The 17,062-nt window shown below is 39.8% G+C and carries 18 protein-coding genes; 6 read left to right on the plus strand and 12 right to left on the minus strand.

All coding sequences use genetic code 11. The annotated features are described in order from the left end of the window. Positions 1 to 3: 3 nt before the first annotated feature. The 6 genes from HMPREF9189_RS06615 to glmU form a co-directional block, all read right to left on the minus strand. Positions 4 to 597, minus strand: a complete 594-nt coding sequence (locus HMPREF9189_RS06615) for a 3'-5' exonuclease (protein ID WP_000413630.1) — start codon at positions 595 to 597, stop codon at positions 4 to 6. Between the two features lie 81 nt (positions 598 to 678). Continuing rightward, a complete protein-coding gene (gene rocS / locus HMPREF9189_RS06620) occupies positions 679 to 1,173 on the minus strand; it encodes a chromosome segregation protein RocS (protein WP_000021249.1) in 495 nt (164 codons plus the stop codon). Between the two features lie 76 nt (positions 1,174 to 1,249). Continuing rightward, positions 1,250 to 1,942, minus strand: a complete 693-nt coding sequence (locus HMPREF9189_RS06625; protein ID WP_000689806.1) for a 5'-methylthioadenosine/adenosylhomocysteine nucleosidase — start codon at positions 1,940 to 1,942, stop codon at positions 1,250 to 1,252. Positions 1,943 to 1,958: 16 nt separating this feature from the next. Further along, positions 1,959 to 2,270, minus strand: a complete 312-nt coding sequence (gene macP / locus HMPREF9189_RS06630; protein WP_000517856.1) for a cell wall synthase accessory phosphoprotein MacP — start codon at positions 2,268 to 2,270, stop codon at positions 1,959 to 1,961. 11 nt (positions 2,271 to 2,281) lie between these two features. Then, positions 2,282 to 2,827 (minus strand): NUDIX hydrolase, encoded by a 546-nt coding sequence (locus tag HMPREF9189_RS06635; RefSeq protein ID WP_000393800.1) that lies wholly within the window; start codon positions 2,825 to 2,827, stop codon positions 2,282 to 2,284. Positions 2,828 to 2,836: 9 nt separating this feature from the next. Beyond that, positions 2,837 to 4,216, minus strand: a complete 1,380-nt coding sequence (glmU, locus tag HMPREF9189_RS06640) for a bifunctional UDP-N-acetylglucosamine diphosphorylase/glucosamine-1-phosphate N-acetyltransferase GlmU (RefSeq protein ID WP_000073750.1) — start codon at positions 4,214 to 4,216, stop codon at positions 2,837 to 2,839. Between the two features lie 155 nt (positions 4,217 to 4,371). On the opposite strand from glmU, the gene HMPREF9189_RS06645 reads away from it, so the two are divergent. The 5 genes from HMPREF9189_RS06645 (at position 4,372) to lysS (ending at position 8,857) form a co-directional block, all read left to right on the plus strand. Beyond that, positions 4,372 to 5,172: a glycoside hydrolase family 25 protein gene (locus HMPREF9189_RS06645; RefSeq protein ID WP_001224383.1), complete on the plus strand. Its 801-nt coding sequence runs from the start codon at positions 4,372 to 4,374 to the stop codon at positions 5,170 to 5,172. A gap of 106 nt (positions 5,173 to 5,278) precedes the next feature. Continuing rightward, positions 5,279 to 6,121 (plus strand): DUF368 domain-containing protein, encoded by an 843-nt coding sequence (locus HMPREF9189_RS06650; RefSeq protein WP_000493298.1) that lies wholly within the window; start codon positions 5,279 to 5,281, stop codon positions 6,119 to 6,121. Next, positions 6,121 to 6,603 (plus strand): aminoacyl-tRNA deacylase, encoded by a 483-nt coding sequence (locus tag HMPREF9189_RS06655; RefSeq protein ID WP_001085912.1) that lies wholly within the window; start codon positions 6,121 to 6,123, stop codon positions 6,601 to 6,603. The genes HMPREF9189_RS06650 and HMPREF9189_RS06655 overlap by 1 nt, the downstream gene beginning before the upstream one ends. Continuing rightward, positions 6,603 to 7,226 carry a histidine phosphatase family protein gene (locus HMPREF9189_RS06660; protein WP_000780795.1) on the plus strand — a complete coding sequence of 208 codons (624 nt, stop codon included), beginning with the start codon at positions 6,603 to 6,605 and terminating at the stop codon, positions 7,224 to 7,226. The genes HMPREF9189_RS06655 and HMPREF9189_RS06660 overlap by 1 nt, the downstream gene beginning before the upstream one ends. A 140-nt stretch (positions 7,227 to 7,366) precedes the next feature. Then, a complete protein-coding gene (lysS, locus tag HMPREF9189_RS06665; protein ID WP_000102430.1) occupies positions 7,367 to 8,857 on the plus strand; it encodes a lysine--tRNA ligase in 1,491 nt (496 codons plus the stop codon). A 228-nt stretch (positions 8,858 to 9,085) separates the two neighbouring features. Here lysS and HMPREF9189_RS06670 read toward each other — a convergent pair whose 3' ends face one another. The 6 genes from HMPREF9189_RS06670 to HMPREF9189_RS06695 all read right to left on the minus strand — a co-directional run bounded on the left by HMPREF9189_RS06670 (position 9,086) and on the right by HMPREF9189_RS06695 (position 15,831). After that, a complete protein-coding gene (locus tag HMPREF9189_RS06670; RefSeq protein WP_000823406.1) occupies positions 9,086 to 9,925 on the minus strand; it encodes an amino acid ABC transporter substrate-binding protein in 840 nt (279 codons plus the stop codon). A 9-nt stretch (positions 9,926 to 9,934) separates the two neighbouring features. Beyond that, positions 9,935 to 10,564, minus strand: a complete 630-nt coding sequence (locus HMPREF9189_RS06675) for an amino acid ABC transporter ATP-binding protein (protein WP_000891748.1) — start codon at positions 10,562 to 10,564, stop codon at positions 9,935 to 9,937. A 10-nt stretch (positions 10,565 to 10,574) separates the two neighbouring features. Beyond that, positions 10,575 to 11,216, minus strand: a complete 642-nt coding sequence (locus HMPREF9189_RS06680) for an amino acid ABC transporter permease (protein WP_000121158.1) — start codon at positions 11,214 to 11,216, stop codon at positions 10,575 to 10,577. Between the two features lie 136 nt (positions 11,217 to 11,352). Then, on the minus strand, positions 11,353 to 12,582 hold the full coding sequence (locus tag HMPREF9189_RS06685) for a tetratricopeptide repeat protein (protein WP_001065981.1): 1,230 nt from the start codon (positions 12,580 to 12,582) through the stop codon (positions 11,353 to 11,355). Then, the gene (locus HMPREF9189_RS06690; RefSeq protein ID WP_000400301.1) at positions 12,572 to 13,738 is read right to left on the minus strand and encodes an AI-2E family transporter; all 1,167 of its coding nucleotides are present in this window, start codon (positions 13,736 to 13,738) and stop codon (positions 12,572 to 12,574) included. The genes HMPREF9189_RS06685 and HMPREF9189_RS06690 overlap by 11 nt, the downstream gene beginning before the upstream one ends. Positions 13,739 to 13,854: 116 nt before the next feature. After that, positions 13,855 to 15,831, minus strand: a complete 1,977-nt coding sequence (locus tag HMPREF9189_RS06695; RefSeq protein ID WP_000745942.1) for a peptide ABC transporter substrate-binding protein — start codon at positions 15,829 to 15,831, stop codon at positions 13,855 to 13,857. Positions 15,832 to 16,007: 176 nt separating this feature from the next. Here HMPREF9189_RS06695 and HMPREF9189_RS06700 point away from each other — a divergent pair, with 176 nt between their 5' ends. Beyond that, positions 16,008 to 17,021, plus strand: a complete 1,014-nt coding sequence (locus tag HMPREF9189_RS06700; protein WP_000665606.1) for a lactonase family protein — start codon at positions 16,008 to 16,010, stop codon at positions 17,019 to 17,021. Positions 17,022 to 17,062 lie beyond the last annotated feature (41 nt).

Raw genomic sequence — 17,062 nt, forward strand, 5'->3', positions numbered from 1 at the left:
CTCCTAGTCTAAAAATTGAGATAAATCTAAGCCACCGAAAGGATTATTCAGAGAAAAACTACTCTGGTCTTCTATTAATAGCTTTCCTTCATCCGATTCTAAAAAGGCTTCGTAAACACGCGCCGTCATGCGGGCATCCTCTAAACTGTTATGAGACTTCCCGTGAAAACCTAAAAAATTCGCGACAGTTTGTAATTTAAGATTAGCTATCCCGTGTAGGTCAGAACTACGCCGTTCAAAAGCTTCATCATATAGATCAACCTTATACTGATCACGATAATCGATACCATGCTCCAAGAGAATAGGCAAATCACTCTTAGCTGCATTATAACCAACGATAGGTAAGTTGCCGACAAATGCCTGAAAGACTTTTAAAACTTGCTCTACCTTTGGCGCATCTTTCAAGGTTTCAGCTGTGATTCCAGTTAAGCCATTGATAAAACTCTTCAAAGGTGCTGTAGTATGAACATAAGAATCAAAGGCACCTATTTCTTGACCATTTTGAAAGCGAACTGCTGATACTTGAATTAAATGGGTAACCCCTTCGTATTGATTGAACTCCAAATCAAAGGCAATATAATCTCTTAATTTTTCCATTTTTTACCTCAGTTCCAACTCGATTTAATCCATAAATAATAAAAGAAGCTATCAGGTTAGTGAATAACCCAAACAGCTTCTTTATTTTCCTCCAAATAAGCGAGCAAAAAAGCCTTTTTTGGTTGCTTGGACTTCTTCTTTTGCTTGGTCCAACTCTAGTTTCAAACTTTCTTGATCCTTCATAGCTTGAAGAGTTAATTGTTGCTGTTGGTCCAACTGTTTGTCCTTTTCAGCAATCTGTCGATCTTTAACACGCATCTGTTCATCCTTTTCTGCTAACTGCTGGTCTTTGGCCTTAAGTTGCTCGTACAAGCGAAGAATTTCAGCGTTTTTCTCATCGACCAAGATTTCCATCAGTTCACGTTGTTTGACATCATCACTGACTGGTTCATCCTCAAAAATCGTTTTTTTGTAGATTTCTTCTAGCTTGATCAAGCCACTTCGAGTAACTACTGTTACACCTTTGTCATTTTTTTTCGTGTCCTCTTCTGGAAGTTCTTTGACACGATTGTTGATTGCTTGACGAGAGAGTCCTAGGACCTCTGCAATCTCACTGACGGTCATTTCAATACTCATAATATCCTCTGAAACGTTTTCTAGCTTTTCTTTACTTAAATCTTATCATAAGCTAGATAAACTGTCAAATTTCCGCTTAATCCATAGCCTTTAAAAAGGCCAGTAAAACTTGGGCAGAACGACGTCCAGCTTCAATGATAAACTCATCAAAAGAGATAGAAGCTTCGTGATTGGCATTGTCGCTCATGGCACGAATGACTAAGAAAGGTAGGCCAAGAGCCTGAGCTGCCTGTGCAATCGCTGCCCCTTCCATCTCAACGGCTAAAACATCTGGAAAGTGGGATTTGATACTAGCAATCTTATCATCTCCAGCTATAAAGCTATCCCCTGTAGCAATCAAGCCTAGGTGCCAGGTCTGTTCTAACTGAGATAAGTTTTCTTTAATCCTAGCGATAAAGTTCTTATCGGATTCAAAGTAAAGAGGTTGACCAGCCATCTGACCATAAGCATAGCCAAAAGCAGTTACATCCACATCATGGTAAGCCAACTTATCCGCAATCACTACATCTCCAACGGCAATACCTTCTGCAACTGCACCTGCCGATCCTGTATTGATAACGGCATCTACTTGGAAATGGTCAGCTAACACCGCTACACTCATAGCTGACATGACCTTTCCAATCCCACTCTGAACTAGAACAACTTCTGTCTTGCCAACAGTGCCAGTGTAGTAAGTATTTCCGAGGACTTGGACTTCTTGTGTTCGATCTAAATTCTGAGTCAAGTGTACGAGCTCTTCTGGCATTGCTGCAATGATTCCAATTTTCATTTTATTTCCTTTTCTATTACAAAAGTTTCATCGCCAACACAAGTAAAATCAAGAGTAGGATGACTGTAAATAAGATTCTGTTTAATTTTGAGTTAAAAACATTTCTCTTGGTATTCTCAATGCGACGGCTCTTATGAATCGTTGGCTCTACTTCGATTGTTAAAGTATCTTGAATAGAATTATAGTCTCTAGAACGTGAATAACCAAAGTTTTGTGAAGAAGTTGATAAAATTTTAGTTTCCTCGTCATCTTGAAGAGGTGGCCCAGAGATTTTCTCCCCACGATTGGCACGTTCGATTATTTCATCTGTCAACAAAGGTTTTCCCATGGGCTACTCCTCTATTTCTTTTGCAATTCCCAGTACTGGATTGCCATAATCGTCTTGGCATCACAGATATGGCCAGACTGAATTAAGTTTTTTGCTTCCTCAAGGCTGACCTCTAGAACTTCCAAGGTTTCATCATCATCTTGCGGACGAGGATTTTCCACCTTAGTTAAATCTCTTGCGAGGTAGAGTTTTAATTTTTCATTACAAAAACCAATAGCAGAGTAGAAATCATATAGAAGCTCTAACTTACCCGTATAGGCAACTTCCTCCTCCAATTCACGAAGGGCCGCCGACATGGGATCTGCATTTTCACCAAGTTCCAGTTTACCAGCAGGAATTTCATAAGAGATAGCTTCAATAGCTTTTCTGTATTGCTTAACAAGGACGATTTTGTCCTCAGCTGTTACAGCTAGAACACATACGCCTCCATTGTGAAAAATCAGATCACGTTGGGCAGTTCCCTTCCCTTCTGGTAGTTCCACCTGATCTTGCACTAGCTTAAAAATAGGACCTTGGTAGATTTCCTTCCGGCTAATCGTTTTTTCTTCAAATTCCATGATAGACTCCTACTGATTCTTAGGATGATGAGGCAAACGTAATGCATATTCATCTTTATTAACTTGACGTCCACGTCCAATAGCAATGGCATCAGCTGGAACATCTTTTGTAATCGTTGAACCAGCTCCAACTAGTGAATTATCACCAAGTTCTACTGGAGCAATGATGGTTGAGTTTGATCCAACAAAGACATTGTTGCCAATGACAGTCTTGTACTTATTCTTCCCGTCGTAGTTAACTGTAATCGTACCTGCACCAAAGTTAACATGGCTACCCACTTCACAGTTTCCGATATAGGTTAAATGACCTGCCTTAGTATTTTCACCGATTGAAGATCCTTTTACTTCAACAAAGTTTCCAATGTGAACTTGAGAAGCAAGACTTGAGCCTGGACGAATATGAGCATACGGACCGACTGTCACACCATCTGCAACTGTACTTTCCTCAATCATGGAATTCGTAATCACAGCTCCAGCTCCGATAGCGCTATCCACGATATAAGTTCCATTTGTTAAAACAGTTTCCGCCCCAATCTTCGTTTGACCTTTCAAGGTAACGTTGGCTTCGATTTGGACTTCAGGTGCAATCTCGACATCAATATCAATGTAAGTTGCTTCAGGATTGACAAAGCTAACACCATTAACCATGTGCTTTTGGTTGATACGGCGGCGCATCACTGCCTCCGCAATGGCAAGAGCCACACGGTCGTTTACTCCAAGACTTTCATCAAAATCCTTGAGAGTATAGGCCCCAACCTTCTCACCCGCATTACGGAAAATACCGATCACGTCAGTAATATAGTACTCACCTTGGGCATTGTTGGTGTTGATGTTTTTAAGGGCCTCAAAAAGACGTTCATTGTCAAATACATATGTTCCTGTATTGATTTCCTTAATTTGCTTTTCAAAGTCTGTGGCATCTTTCTGCTCCACAATGCGAAGAACTTCAGCATTATCGTTACGGACGATACGACCATACCCAAAAGGATCTGCTGCTTCAGCCGTTAAAATAGTCGCCACATTTTTGTGATTGATATGGAAATCCAAGAGGTTTTTCAAACTTTCACCTGTAATCAGAGGAGTATCCCCAGCGATAACCAAGGTGTGGCCGATACGATTTTGGAGAATAGGCTCTGCCATCATGACAGCATGCCCAGTTCCTAGTTGTTCTGATTGGGTAACAAAGTCTGTCTGACCAGCCAATACTTGCTCAACTAACTCCGCCTTGTGTCCCACAACAGTGACTGTTTTTTCAGGTTGAATAGCACCAACACTACGAAAAACATGCTCCAACATCGAAATTCCTGCTACTTTATGAAGTACCTTTGGAAGATCTGATTTCATGCGAGTACCTTTACCCGCTGCTAAGATAATGGCATAATTTGACATACTATTCTCTTTTCTGTAAAAATTCCCTTATATTATACCATAATTTACTTCCTTAGGAGTAAACAAACAGAGAAATAGGGGAAAACATGCTAGTTCATTCATCTTTTCAACGTTTTCTTTGATTTTTTTATCTATTTACGTTAAACTAATTAGATATGAGAAAAGAGATTCATCCAGCTATTATTTTTAGTCTATTCACCATTGTTATAGCTATTTTAATCTTTAATAAACCAGCTTATGAAGACCATTCGGTCAAGTCAAAAAGCAACACTGTCCAAGTTGAAAACCAGGCCTTGCATAATCTTGATAAACCTATTATTGACATTTCTGGTTGGCAAAGACCGGAGGAGATAAACTACGATATTTTATCTCAAAATATTTCTGGAGCTATTGTTCGCGTACACAGTGGTACTCAACACACGGAAGCAAATGATGCAGCCTTTATCAACGGGGTCGATAAATCCTATAAAAATCACATTTCAGAATTTCAAAAGCGCAATGTTCCCGTAGCCGTCTATGCTTATCTAGCTGGTACGAACAAAGAAGAAATGGAAAAAGCGGCTGAAGTTTTCTACAATTCTGCTTCTCCATACAACCCTAGTTATTACTGGCTTGACGTTGAGAAAAAAACAATGGCAGATATGAATGACGGAGTCGAAGCTTTTCGAGCTAAGCTTGAATCGCTGGGCGCTAAAAATATCGGGATTTACATTGGTGTCTATTTCATGCAAGAACATAGCATCAATACGGAAAATTTCTCTGCCGTCTGGATCCCTTCTTATGGGACAGACTCAGGCTACTTTGAGTCCACACCCAATACTGATTTAGACTATGACCTCCACCAGTACACTTCTAAGGGGAGAATTGCAGGATTTGAACATCATTTGGACATCAATCTGATTTCTACTGACAAAGACAAGGAAGAAACCTTCAGAAAACTATTTTTAAGACCATAAGACAAGTGAAAATAACAAACTTTTTCACTTGTTTTTTCATTTTTTCCCCGTCTGTGTTATAATTGATAGCATAGAGAAAGAATTTTATGAAATTGAGGATTTTATTATGTTTTCATGGATTGCACGAGTTATTAAAGGAATCGTCATCGCCTTAGGATTTATCCTACCAGGAATTTCTGGCGGTGTTTTAGCAGCGATTTTGGGGATCTACGAGCGAATGATTGGCTTTCTGGCTCATCCCTTTAAGGATTTTAAAGAGAATGTCCTTTACTTTATCCCAGTAGCTATCGGGATGTTGCTTGGGATTGGTTTGTTTTCCTATCCGATCGAGTATTTGCTAGAAAATTACCAAGTCTATGTTTTGTGGAGCTTTGCTGGAGCTATCATCGGTACAGTTCCTAGCCTCCTTAAAGAATCTACTAGAGAGTCTGATCGTGACAAGATTGACCTAGTCTGGTTCTGGACTACCTTTATCCTTTCAGGTCTAGGGCTCTACGCGCTAAACTTTGTTGTTGGATCTCTCAGCGCCAGTTTCGCTAGTTTCATCTTGGCAGGTGTTCTTTTAGCTCTTGGTGTCTTGGTGCCTGGTTTAAGTCCATCAAATCTACTCTTGATTTTAGGACTGTACGCTCCAATGCTAACTGGCTTTAAGGCCTTTGATTTATTTGGTACCTTCCTTCCTATCGGGATGGGTGCAGGAGCAACTCTCATTATCTTTTCAAAATTAATGGACCATGCCTTAAACAATTACCACTCCCGTGTTTATCACTTTATTATTGGGATTGTGCTATCAAGCACTCTCTTGATTTTGATTCCAAATGCTGGAAGTGCTGAAAGTATCCAATACACTGGACTTTCTATCGTGAGCTATGTTCTCATCGCCTTCTTCTTTGCGCTTGGCATTTGGCTTGGTATCTGGATGAGTCAATTGGAGGATAAGTATAAATAATGGCAAAAAAAGTAAAAATTAAAAAAACTCTTGTCGAGCAAATCTTAACCAAAGCAGGAATTGAGCATACAGGGATTCAAATCAATGCGCTTGAGGGTGAACTTCCTTCGGAATATGATCGAACACATATCTTTAAAACCTTGGCTCTGCTGGGGGATAAGACCGGTCCAATCATCGGAATCGTCCCCATACCAGAACACCTCGCTGAAAAAAAATTAGCAAAGGTTTCTGGTAATAAAAAAGTGAGTATGATTCCACAAAAAGACCTAGAAAAAACGACAGGCTATATTCATGGGGCAAATAACCCCGTCGGCATTCGCCAAAAACACAACTATCCTATTTTTATTGATAAAACAGCTTTAGATTTGGACAAGATGATCGTCTCTGCTGGGGAAGTCGGGCATAGTATTATCATTGCTCCACAAGACTTGGCTAGCTTTGTGAAAGCAGATTTTGCAGATATCTTGGAGGAAAACAACTGATGAAACTCTATTTTGTGCGTCATGGCCGAACTATCTGGAATCTTGAAGGACGTTTCCAAGGTGCCGGAGGGGACTCACCTCTTCTTCCTGAGTCTATTGATACCTTAAAGGCGCTCGGTCAATATCTCAGCAATATTCCTTTCGATGAGATTTATTCAAGTGATTTACCAAGAGCGGTCAAATCTGCTGAAATTATCCAAAGTCAACTCCAGACGCAATGTCCTTTAGAGACTATTCCTGACCTACGTGAATGGCATCTCGGAAAACTAGAGGGATTAAAAATTGCAACATTAGAGGCCATCTACCCACAACAAATCACGGCTTTCCGTACAAACTTAGCTAAGTTTGATACAAGAATGTTTGAAGCGGAATCCCTCTACAGTACAACTCAACGTACCATTCAATTTATCAAATCTCTGAAGGGGAGTCAGGCTGAGAGAGTTCTAATTGTTGGTCATGGTGCAAATCTCACTGCTAGTCTTCGTACCCTTCTAGGTTATAAAGAACCTCTTCTTCGAAAAGATGGAGGTTTAGCAAATGCTAGTCTAACAGTTTTAGAAACCAAGGATTTTGAAACCTTCACTCTGGAAAGGTGGAATGACACTTCCTATCAAGGAAAATAATGGAACTTGATCTTAATGGTCAAGTTCTTTTTAGTTTTCAAAGAATATCCGTGAATTTCTTGACTATTTATGATAAAATGGGAGTATCGTGAAAAATTGATTTATTATTTCAAAATTTGATTAAAAATTAGGAGGAACCCATGTCTACAGAACATATGGAAGAACTAAATGACCAGCAGATCGTTCGCCGTGAAAAAATGGCTGCGCTCCGTGAACAAGGAATTGATCCTTTCGGTAAACGTTTTGAACGTACTGCTAACTCTCAAGAACTAAAAGATAAATTTGCTGACCTTGATAAAGAACAACTACACGAATTGAACGAAACAGCTACTATCGCAGGTCGTTTAGTCACAAAACGTGGAAAAGGGAAAGTCGGCTTTGCTCATTTACAAGACCGTGATGGCCAGATCCAAATCTATGTTCGTAAAGATACAGTTGGAGATGAGAACTACGATATTTTCAAAAAAGCTGACCTCGGTGACTTCCTTGGTGTCGAAGGTGAAGTGATGCGTACAGATATGGGAGAACTTTCTATCAAGGCAACTCACATCACTCACTTGTCTAAAGCACTTCGCCCGCTTCCAGAGAAATTCCACGGTTTGACTGACGTTGAAACCATCTATCGCAAACGTTACCTTGATTTAATTTCAAATCGCGAAAGTTTTGATCGCTTTGTCACTCGTTCAAAAATCATCTCTGAAATTCGTCGTTATCTAGATGGACATGATTTTCTTGAAGTGGAAACACCTGTACTTCACAACGAGGCCGGTGGTGCTGCTGCCAAACCATTTATTACACACCACAATGCTCAAAATATTGATATGGTGCTTCGGATAGCTCTAGAACTTCATCTCAAACGTCTAATTGTCGGTGGTATGGAACGCGTCTATGAGATTGGCCGTATCTTCCGTAACGAAGGAATGGATGCAACTCATAATCCTGAATTTACTATGATTGAGGTTTACCAAGCCTATGCCGATTTCCATGATATTATGGATTTGACAGAAGGTATTATCCAGCATGCTGCAAAGGCTGTCAAAGGAGATGGTCCAGTAAACTATCAAGGCACTGAAATCAAGATTAATGAACCATTTAAACGTGTTCACATGGTGGATGCTATCAAGGAAATTACTGGTGTTGACTTCTGGCAAGATTTAACTTTCGAAGAAGCCGTAGCTCTTGCCAATGAAAAACATGTACCTGTTGAAAAGCATTACACTGAAGTTGGTCACATCATCAATGCCTTCTTTGAAGAATTTGTCGAAGAAACATTGATCCAACCAACCTTCGTTTATGGACATCCAGTAGCTGTATCTCCACTCGCTAAGAAAAACCCTGAAGATGAACGCTTTACTGACCGTTTCGAGCTCTTCATTATGACCAAAGAATACGGAAATGCCTATTCTGAGTTGAATGATCCAATCGATCAACTTAGCCGTTTCGAAGCTCAAGCCAAAGCTAAAGAACTTGGGGACGATGAAGCAACAGGTATCGATTACGACTACATCGAGGCTCTTGAATACGGTATGCCACCAACAGGTGGTTTGGGTATCGGTATCGACCGTCTCTGCATGCTCCTCACTGATACAACTACTATCCGTGATGTATTGCTCTTCCCAACAATGAAATAATACTCTTCGAAGATCAAATTCAAACCACGTCAGCGTTGCCTTGCCGTAGATATATGTTCCTGACTTTGTCAGTCTTATCTACAACCTCAAAACAGTGTTTTGAGCAGCCTGCGGCTAGCTTCCTAGTTTGCTCTTTGATTTTCATTGAGTATGAACTCTTATCCTCTGGTACTTGCCAGAGGATTTTGTGATGCAAAAAGAGATTGAGGAAAAACTCAATCTCTTTTCTTATTCTTGATTTTTAACTTGACTGGTGGCTACATCTTCTCCAAACCATTTCTGGCTGATTTCCTGGAATTTTCCTTCTTGGTATAGTGAGATAAAGGCTTGGTTCAAAGCGGCTAACAGAGTTTTATCAGCAGGTCTAACACCCACTGCAAAAGCTTCACTTTCAAATCCAGCTGAAAAGACATTGTAGTCACTTAATATCCCTTCAGACTGGAGATAATAATTAGCATATACCCGGTCAATCAACAAGGCATCAATCCGGTCATTTTTCAAATCAATTAAGGCTTCATTGAAACTTTGGTATTGATTAGCCTTCTGGTCTTTCACTCGGTTCTTGAGTAGTTCTGGTTGTCCTTCAAAATTCAAATAGCCAGAAGATCCAGCCTGGGCCCCTAAAATTTTGTCTGTCATATCCTGAATTGAGTGGATATTTTGAGACTTTTTAGAGACCAAAACTTGTTGATTTTCCATGTAAGGAATAGTAAAGGCAACCTTCTCTTTCCGTTCATCTGTAGCTGTATAGCCATTCCAGATGGCATCAATGGTACCATTTTGTAGTTCGGTTTCTTTCATATCCCAGTCGATGGGTTGAAATTTAATCTGAATCCCTAGCTTTTCAGAGACAGCTTGGGCTAGGTCAATATCAAAGCCCGCATACTGGCCATTCTTTTCCTCAAATCCCATGGGAACAAAGGTATTGTCAAAGCCAATAGTAATGCTACCCTGCTTTTGATATTTGGCCCAGTTATCCTGATTTGGATCACTTGCCTTCTGAGTACAAGCCGTCAGGAAGAAGCTAAAGAACAGAGCAAGTGCAAGGGCAATTTTCTTTCTCTTCATAGACACCTCCTACTTTGGATCAACCTTAAGGATCTGATCAGCAATATTTTCTGCAAACTGAAGGTCGTGCGTCACAACAATCTGGGTCATCCCACGCTCTTTATTTTGAAGGATAAGTTTTTCTACTTCTAATCGCAATTCTGGGTCTAAGGCCGATGTAGGTTCATCATATCCAATAATTTCTGGCTTTATCATCATGGCGCGTGCTAAGGCCACCCGTTGTTTTTGCCCACCAGATAATGAGAAAGGAAAGGCATCTGCATGCCCAGCTAACCCAAGTTGTTCTAACAAACCACGCGCCTTCTTCTCAGCAACTTCCTTCTCCATGCTCATGGTTTTTATGGGCGACAGAGTTAAGTTTTCTAGAACTGACAAATGCGGAAAGAGTTGAAAATCTTGGAAAACAAATCCCAGAAGATTGCGCTTTTCGAGTTCGTCTATAGCTAACGATTCGCCGTTATAGTAGATTTCTCCAGAATCGATGGTTTCCAGTCCAGCTAGCATACGTAACAAGGTGGTCTTGCCTCCTCCTGAAGGACCTACGATTGCGAGGATTTGCTTTTCAGGGATTGATAGGCTGAAATTGGTTAAGATTTGTTTGCCACCAAAGGCTTTATTGATATTTCGTAATTCTAACATAGCAATCCTCCTATCTGTAATAACTGTACTTCTTCTCAAGTTTTTTCGCTATAATGGTTACAAGACCAATCATGATTAAATAAATAGCTCCAGCTAAAAACATAGGAACAAGACTGGCATCTCGATTGGCTGCAGTCCTACTAGCCAAAATCAAATCTGAAATCCCCAAAGCATAGACCAAAGAAGTATCTTTGACCAAACTCATAATTTCATTAAAGACACTCGGTAAGACAATCTTTGTAACCTGAGGAAGGATGATATAGCGAACTGTATCAAAGGAGCTAAATTTTAACACTTTTGCGGCTTCATACTGCCCTTTGGGAATGGTTTCAATCCCACCACGAAAGATTTCTGCAAAGTAGGCTGCATAGTTCAATACAAAAGCGATCACAGCAGCAGGCAAACGATCTAAACGTATCCCAATGCTAGGAAGAACATAGTAAATAAAGATTAATTGCAAGAGCAAAGGAGTCCCTCGCATTACCCAAATATAAAGGTCAATGAGATAATGGAGGGGTTTCCAGCGGACTTGTAAAGCAAAGGCAACGACAATACCTAAGGGAATTGAAAAAATTAAAACCAGAGCAAAGACCTGAAGTGTCATACTTGCACCGTTTAACAAACTTGGTAATATCTCAAACATATAAGACATACTGCACCTCCTAAAAATAATTGTTCCTATTATAGCATAAATAAACAATTTAGCAAGAGTAATTGTAAAAAAATTCTATTTCTTCCAAAAAAACGTATCTGCCAAATTGACGGATACGTTTTTAGAGAGATAACTTTTAAAGTGTTTCTAAGAGTTCTTGCATCTGAACATCATCTGGAACGAGTTTTAAATAGGCTTCAGCTTGTATCTTGGCCTCTTCAAAATATCCTAATTCACGCAAAAGATAAGTATACTGCTCCAGAAATTCAGGATTATCCTTGAGGTCAGACGATAGTTCCTGATAGAGCTCATAGGCCTTATCTAAATCCTCGATTTCCTGGTAAGAGCGTGCAATCATCCACTTGGTCAAGAGGTTTTCAGGTTCTTGACTTTGGAGAGCGATGATATCTTCATGCCGCTCTTGTTCCATATAAATGGTTGCGAGGCGAAGAAAAATTTCTTCTGTATCCTCTGCATCTTCTTTAGCAGTAAGGAGAAACTGCTCTGCAGCACTAGGATCATGCAATTCATACGAAAACTGAGAAGCAGCTAGCAAGAGACGGGTTTCAAATGGATTTTTCTGCAGTCCTTTTTTAACGATACGAAGGGCCTCTTCCACCTGATGTTCCTTATGCAAGGCTTGACTATAACCATACTCATATCCTTCAAAATCTGGTGAAATGGTATCAATCTGCTTAAAGTAAAGAACAGATTTTTGATACTCTTCTTGATCAAAGTAAAGACTAGCCAGTTCAAAGGCAGTTTGGTCATCGTATTCTAATTCTAAAGCTTTTTCTAAGAATTCAGTTGCAGCTTCAAACTTACCTAACTGGGCATAAGCATAACCAATTCGTTGATAGGTTGAGACACCCGTTTGCTCATAGATAGAGCGATTGTCTAACTGAGCATAGCCCTGAATGGCTTCCTGATAATTCCCTAACTCGCTATCCAACTCAGCCAAACCAAAAACTAATAAGGAATCGTCTGAGTAGTTTAGGGCTTCCAGTAACTTTTCACGCGCTACATCTGTCAATCCTTCCAACTGATAGAGGTCTGCCTTCAAGGCCAAGGCCGATACATACCAGTCACTTTCGGAAGTGATTTCCTCAAGGTAAGCAAAGGCTTCCTCAACATTGCCATCCTCGCTAGCAATGCTAGCTAAGTTCAGATTCACTTCTGGAAATTCTGTAACGATATTTTGGTAAATTTCTTTTGCTTGAGGATAAAAGCCAATTCCCTCTAGATAGCTTGCTAGTTCGTAAAGAACTTCACTCGAATCTGTTTCGAGGGCTCTGTGAAAATATTGATCCGCCTTGGTTAAATCCTGTTCATCCAAAGCCTGGAGCATGCGTTGACTATTGTTCACTCTTGATTTCCTCCCCTTCTTCTTCATACAGACCGCTGACTTTTTTATACCAGTTAAAGATAGCTGAGATAACGACCTTGGCAGAGGCATAGACAGGAATTCCCAGCAAGACTCCCCAAATACCAAACATGGAGCCTGAAGTTAGGAGAACAAAGAGGACATTGATCGGATGGATGTTTAGCTGACTACCTAAAATAAGCGGAGAAACGAAGCGACCTTCAATCGTTTGTTCAACAATAAAGACAATAATCACTTTCAAAAGCATGACAGGTCCTGCAATCAAGCCCAAAACCAAAGCAGGCAACATCGCTAGAAAACTACCCAGGTAAGGTACTAGATTGAGGATACCAGCCGTAATACCAAGAGTCACAGCATATCTGAGACCAATAATCTTAAAGAAGATAATAAACATAATTGCCACGATAATAGCAACAGTAACCTGTCCTCTAACGTAGTTTGACAACTGTTTATTGACATCTGACAAAACTTGTCCAACAGGTTCTTTTAACTTGTTTGGGATGAATTTAGTTAGGTAATCTCGCAAGCCTTTCCCATCTCTCAAAAGATAAAAGAGCATGAATGGTACGATAATAACCGCTACAATGACCTGGGAAACACTACTGATAAAGGCGCTGACCCAGTTAACGGCTTGAGAAGAGATTTTGCTGGCCCACAGGGTAGCTTCACTAGAAACATTGGAAAGAACCTGCTCCAACTGTGGTCTAAAATCATCTGGCAAACGTTTGGTTACAAGATCATTGATGACACGGTCAGCATCTTCGAGGTATGTCGGTACATTTTTCGCAAAAGTTAAGACTTGGCGTTGGAGATTTGGAATTGCGACTGCCAGACCCCAAATGATAAAAAGTCCAATGATGACAAATACAATACTGATGGCAAGTACACGATTGATCTTGTGTTTCTCCATCCAGTCAACAATCGGATTGAGGAGGTAATAAAGTAAACCAGATAAAATAACCGGCAACATGACAACTCCTAGAAAATCCAAAACCGGTAAAAAGATAAAACTAATCTTACTTAGAATGAAAAGATTCAAGCCCAGTAACAAGGTCACTAAGAATACAGTAATAGCTTTATTATCTAAAAACCACTTGAAGAACCAAGATAGGCTAAAATGTTTCTCTTTATGTTCCATAAATACATCCTTTCTGTCATTCTCTCATTATACCATTTTTAGACTAAAATAACTCTTTTTTTAAGTGCTTACATAGATAGACAAAAAGAAAAATCTCCTCAATTGAGGAGATTTATTTAATCTTTAATATGACTTGATAGTTGTTTTTGGTATTCTTCGTTTGATTTTGCTTTTTCTTCAGCAAATTTCTTGCGAAATTCTTCCATTTCTTTACTTGTCACAATCTTATCTTGAATCTTCAGATATTTATAACTGTTTTCGCCTGTTTTATCACCGACCCAACCATCTGCTCCTGTTCCTGGAACTTTCTTTGTAACAAGCATTTGGGCACCGTCTGAGTGTACAGGAATAACTAGAGCACTATCTGTCAACCATGCTTGAGCTTTAGCATATTTTGAATAACGTTTTTCGAGATCTGTTTTCTCACTGTTAGCATCATCAAGTAATTCTTTGTATTTATCCAATCCTACTGCCTTAATGGCTGAACTATCTGATCCTGGTGCAATACCAAGTGCTCCAAGAAGAGTTGGTCCAGATGTTGGATCAAATGCATCAAGATAGGTTGATGGATCTGCATAGTCTGGGCTCCATCCACTGTTTGGATTGATATCCCAGTCGATATTGTCTTTTGAAGTTGCAAGAACGGTCATACTTCCCAATTCATCATCAGAAACTTGTTGGATATCAACCACTACATTTTCAACTCCAAGAGCTTCCTCTATTGATTGTTTATACGATTGAGCTTGACGTACAAAATCCGTTTGAGTAGAGGAAACTGGCAAGTCCAAATGAATAGGGAACTGAACACCGTCGGCTTGAAGAGTTTTCTTAGCCGCTTCAAGTTTGGTTTTAGCTTTCTCTACATTATGAAGTGAATCTTGTGCATCATCTAGGCTAACATCGCTCCAAGCAGTATCCAACTTGTCAAGTTCTGCTTTTGTTACTTGACCAAAAGATTGATCTCCAATTTGAACAAACGTTGGAGGTGTAAAGCTAGTACGTAATTTACGAGGGGCAACTTCATCACCAAATACTTGAGAGACAGCAGCCTTACGATCTGCTCCAAAAGCCAAGGCTTGGCGGAAATCTTTGTTCAACAAAGCTTTCTTAGTAGATGTCTTTTCTTCGTCCGTTGTTTTAGAAGTATGGTTATAGGCTACACGGTCAATATTAGTTGAAATGTAGTAGCTACCTCCTCTTTGTTGACCATACACAATGTTGTCTTTGTATTTTTCTTTGAATCGCTCATAGTTTGCAGAATTCTTAAAGAGGGGAGCTGCTGGGTAGTGGCCTTCATCAAAACCACGACCAAGAGAGTCTGCATCTTGACCATCAAAGAAGGTTAATTTTATATCATCAATAAAGACATTTCCTTTATCCCAATAGTTTTGGTTTTTTGTCATCTCGATTGAAGATTTCGATGTGAGACCTTTCAGAAGGTAAGGACCATTGTATAGAATACTTGTAACATCAGTAGGTTTACCAAAATCATCCCCCTTAGAGGCTAAAAAGTCTTCATTGATTGGTGCTAAAACACCCATCGTTGTCTTGGAATTCCAGAAAGATTCAGGATTATTAAGCGTATAAACAAGAGTATAATCATCTGTCGCCTTAATTCCAACAGTAGAAAAATCATTTGTTTTCCCGTTAATATAATCATCTAACCCTTTGATTGAATCCTGTACAAGATAGAGGGCTTGTGATTTCTTAGCGACAGCATGTTTCAAACCTGTCACGAAATCCTGAGCCTTTACTTCACCATATTCTTCGCCTTCATTAGTGTACCACTTAATCCCTTTCCGGATTTTATAGGTGTAAGTCAAACCATCTTTAGAAACACTCCAGTCCTCTGCTACAGACGGCACAAGATTTCCATATTGGTCATTCTCAAGCAAACCATCGATGACATTCCCAGTCACCTGTTTGGTACTGGAATTTCCAGAAACTGTATAGTCCAAAGTTGCAGGATCCGATGAGAAGACATAAGTATAAGTCACAGGTTGGTTGGCGTTTTTACCACCAGACGAACAAGCTGCTAGTAGTGCTGATGACAACACTGCTACTGCAGCCGTTAGAAAAATACGTTTTTTCATAAGACACTCCTTTAAATCAAATATATCATTATTATATCACTTTGATTTTTGAAAGCAAGGTAAAAACTAAATAAATCTCCCTAAGATGTTTTCTGTAATTTTCAAAAAATGATGAAAGTCAGTTAAGAATTTCATTTTGTGGTATAATGAACTTATCATTATTAAGAGGTATGGACATGAAAGAAACTGTTTATTTTGGAACTTACACTCGTCGCTTATCTAAAGGGATTTACAAAGCTGATTTTAATACAGAAACAGGCCAGCTTGCAAATCTTGAACTCTTTGCTGCTGAACCAAGTCCGACCTACCTTGCCTTTGACCAACAGCAACACTTATACACCGTAGGGAGCCAGGATGGCTTGGGTGGAATCGCTGCTTACAAGACCGACGGCACTTTGTTAAATCATGTGGTGGAAGAAGGCGCTCCTCATTGTTATGTGGCAGTAGATGAAAAACGTGGTCTCGTTTATGGGGCCAACTATCATAAAGGTCAAGTTCTAGTTTATAAACGTCAATCGGATGGTAGCCTCATCCAAACAGATCTAGATCAGCATAGCGGACAAGGTCCTCATGAAAACCAATCTTCCCCACATGTACACTTTACGGATCTAACACCTGACCAGTATCTCGTCACATGTGATCTAGGAACGGATGAAGTAACGACCTACGATGTTAGCCCAGAAGGAAAACTAAGTAAACTCTACACTTATCACAGCCAAGCTGGAGCAGGTGCTCGCCACATCGTTTTCCATCATCATTATAAGATTGCCTACCTCATCTGTGAACTCAACAGTACCATTGAAGTCTTGATTTACGATGGTGTTGGTGAATTTGAACGCATGCAAGTCATTTCGACTTTGCCAGATGGATATGAGGAATTTAATGCTACTGCTTCCATTCGTCTTTCAAAAGACGGCAAATACCTCTATGCATCCAACCGAGGTCATGATTCCATTGCTGTATTTAGCATCCTGGCTGATGGTAGTCTGGAATTATTAGAGATTGTTCCAAGTCATGGTAAAACACCACGTGATTTCGACCTAACTCCTGACCAAGAATTTCTAATTGCAGTTCACCAAGATTCAGATAATGCAACCGTCTTTAAACGTAATCCTAAAACTGGTCGATTAGCTGAGCTTTCTAACGATTTCCGAGTTTCCGAAGCCGTTTGCATCACATTTAAACATTAATGTAAAATAAAAATGAACTTGCTTAAGCAAGTTCATTTTTA

The organism is Streptococcus sp. oral taxon 071 str. 73H25AP (assembly GCF_000146755.1).
GTDB classification, from domain to species: Bacteria; Bacillota; Bacilli; order Lactobacillales; family Streptococcaceae; genus Streptococcus; species Streptococcus oralis_T.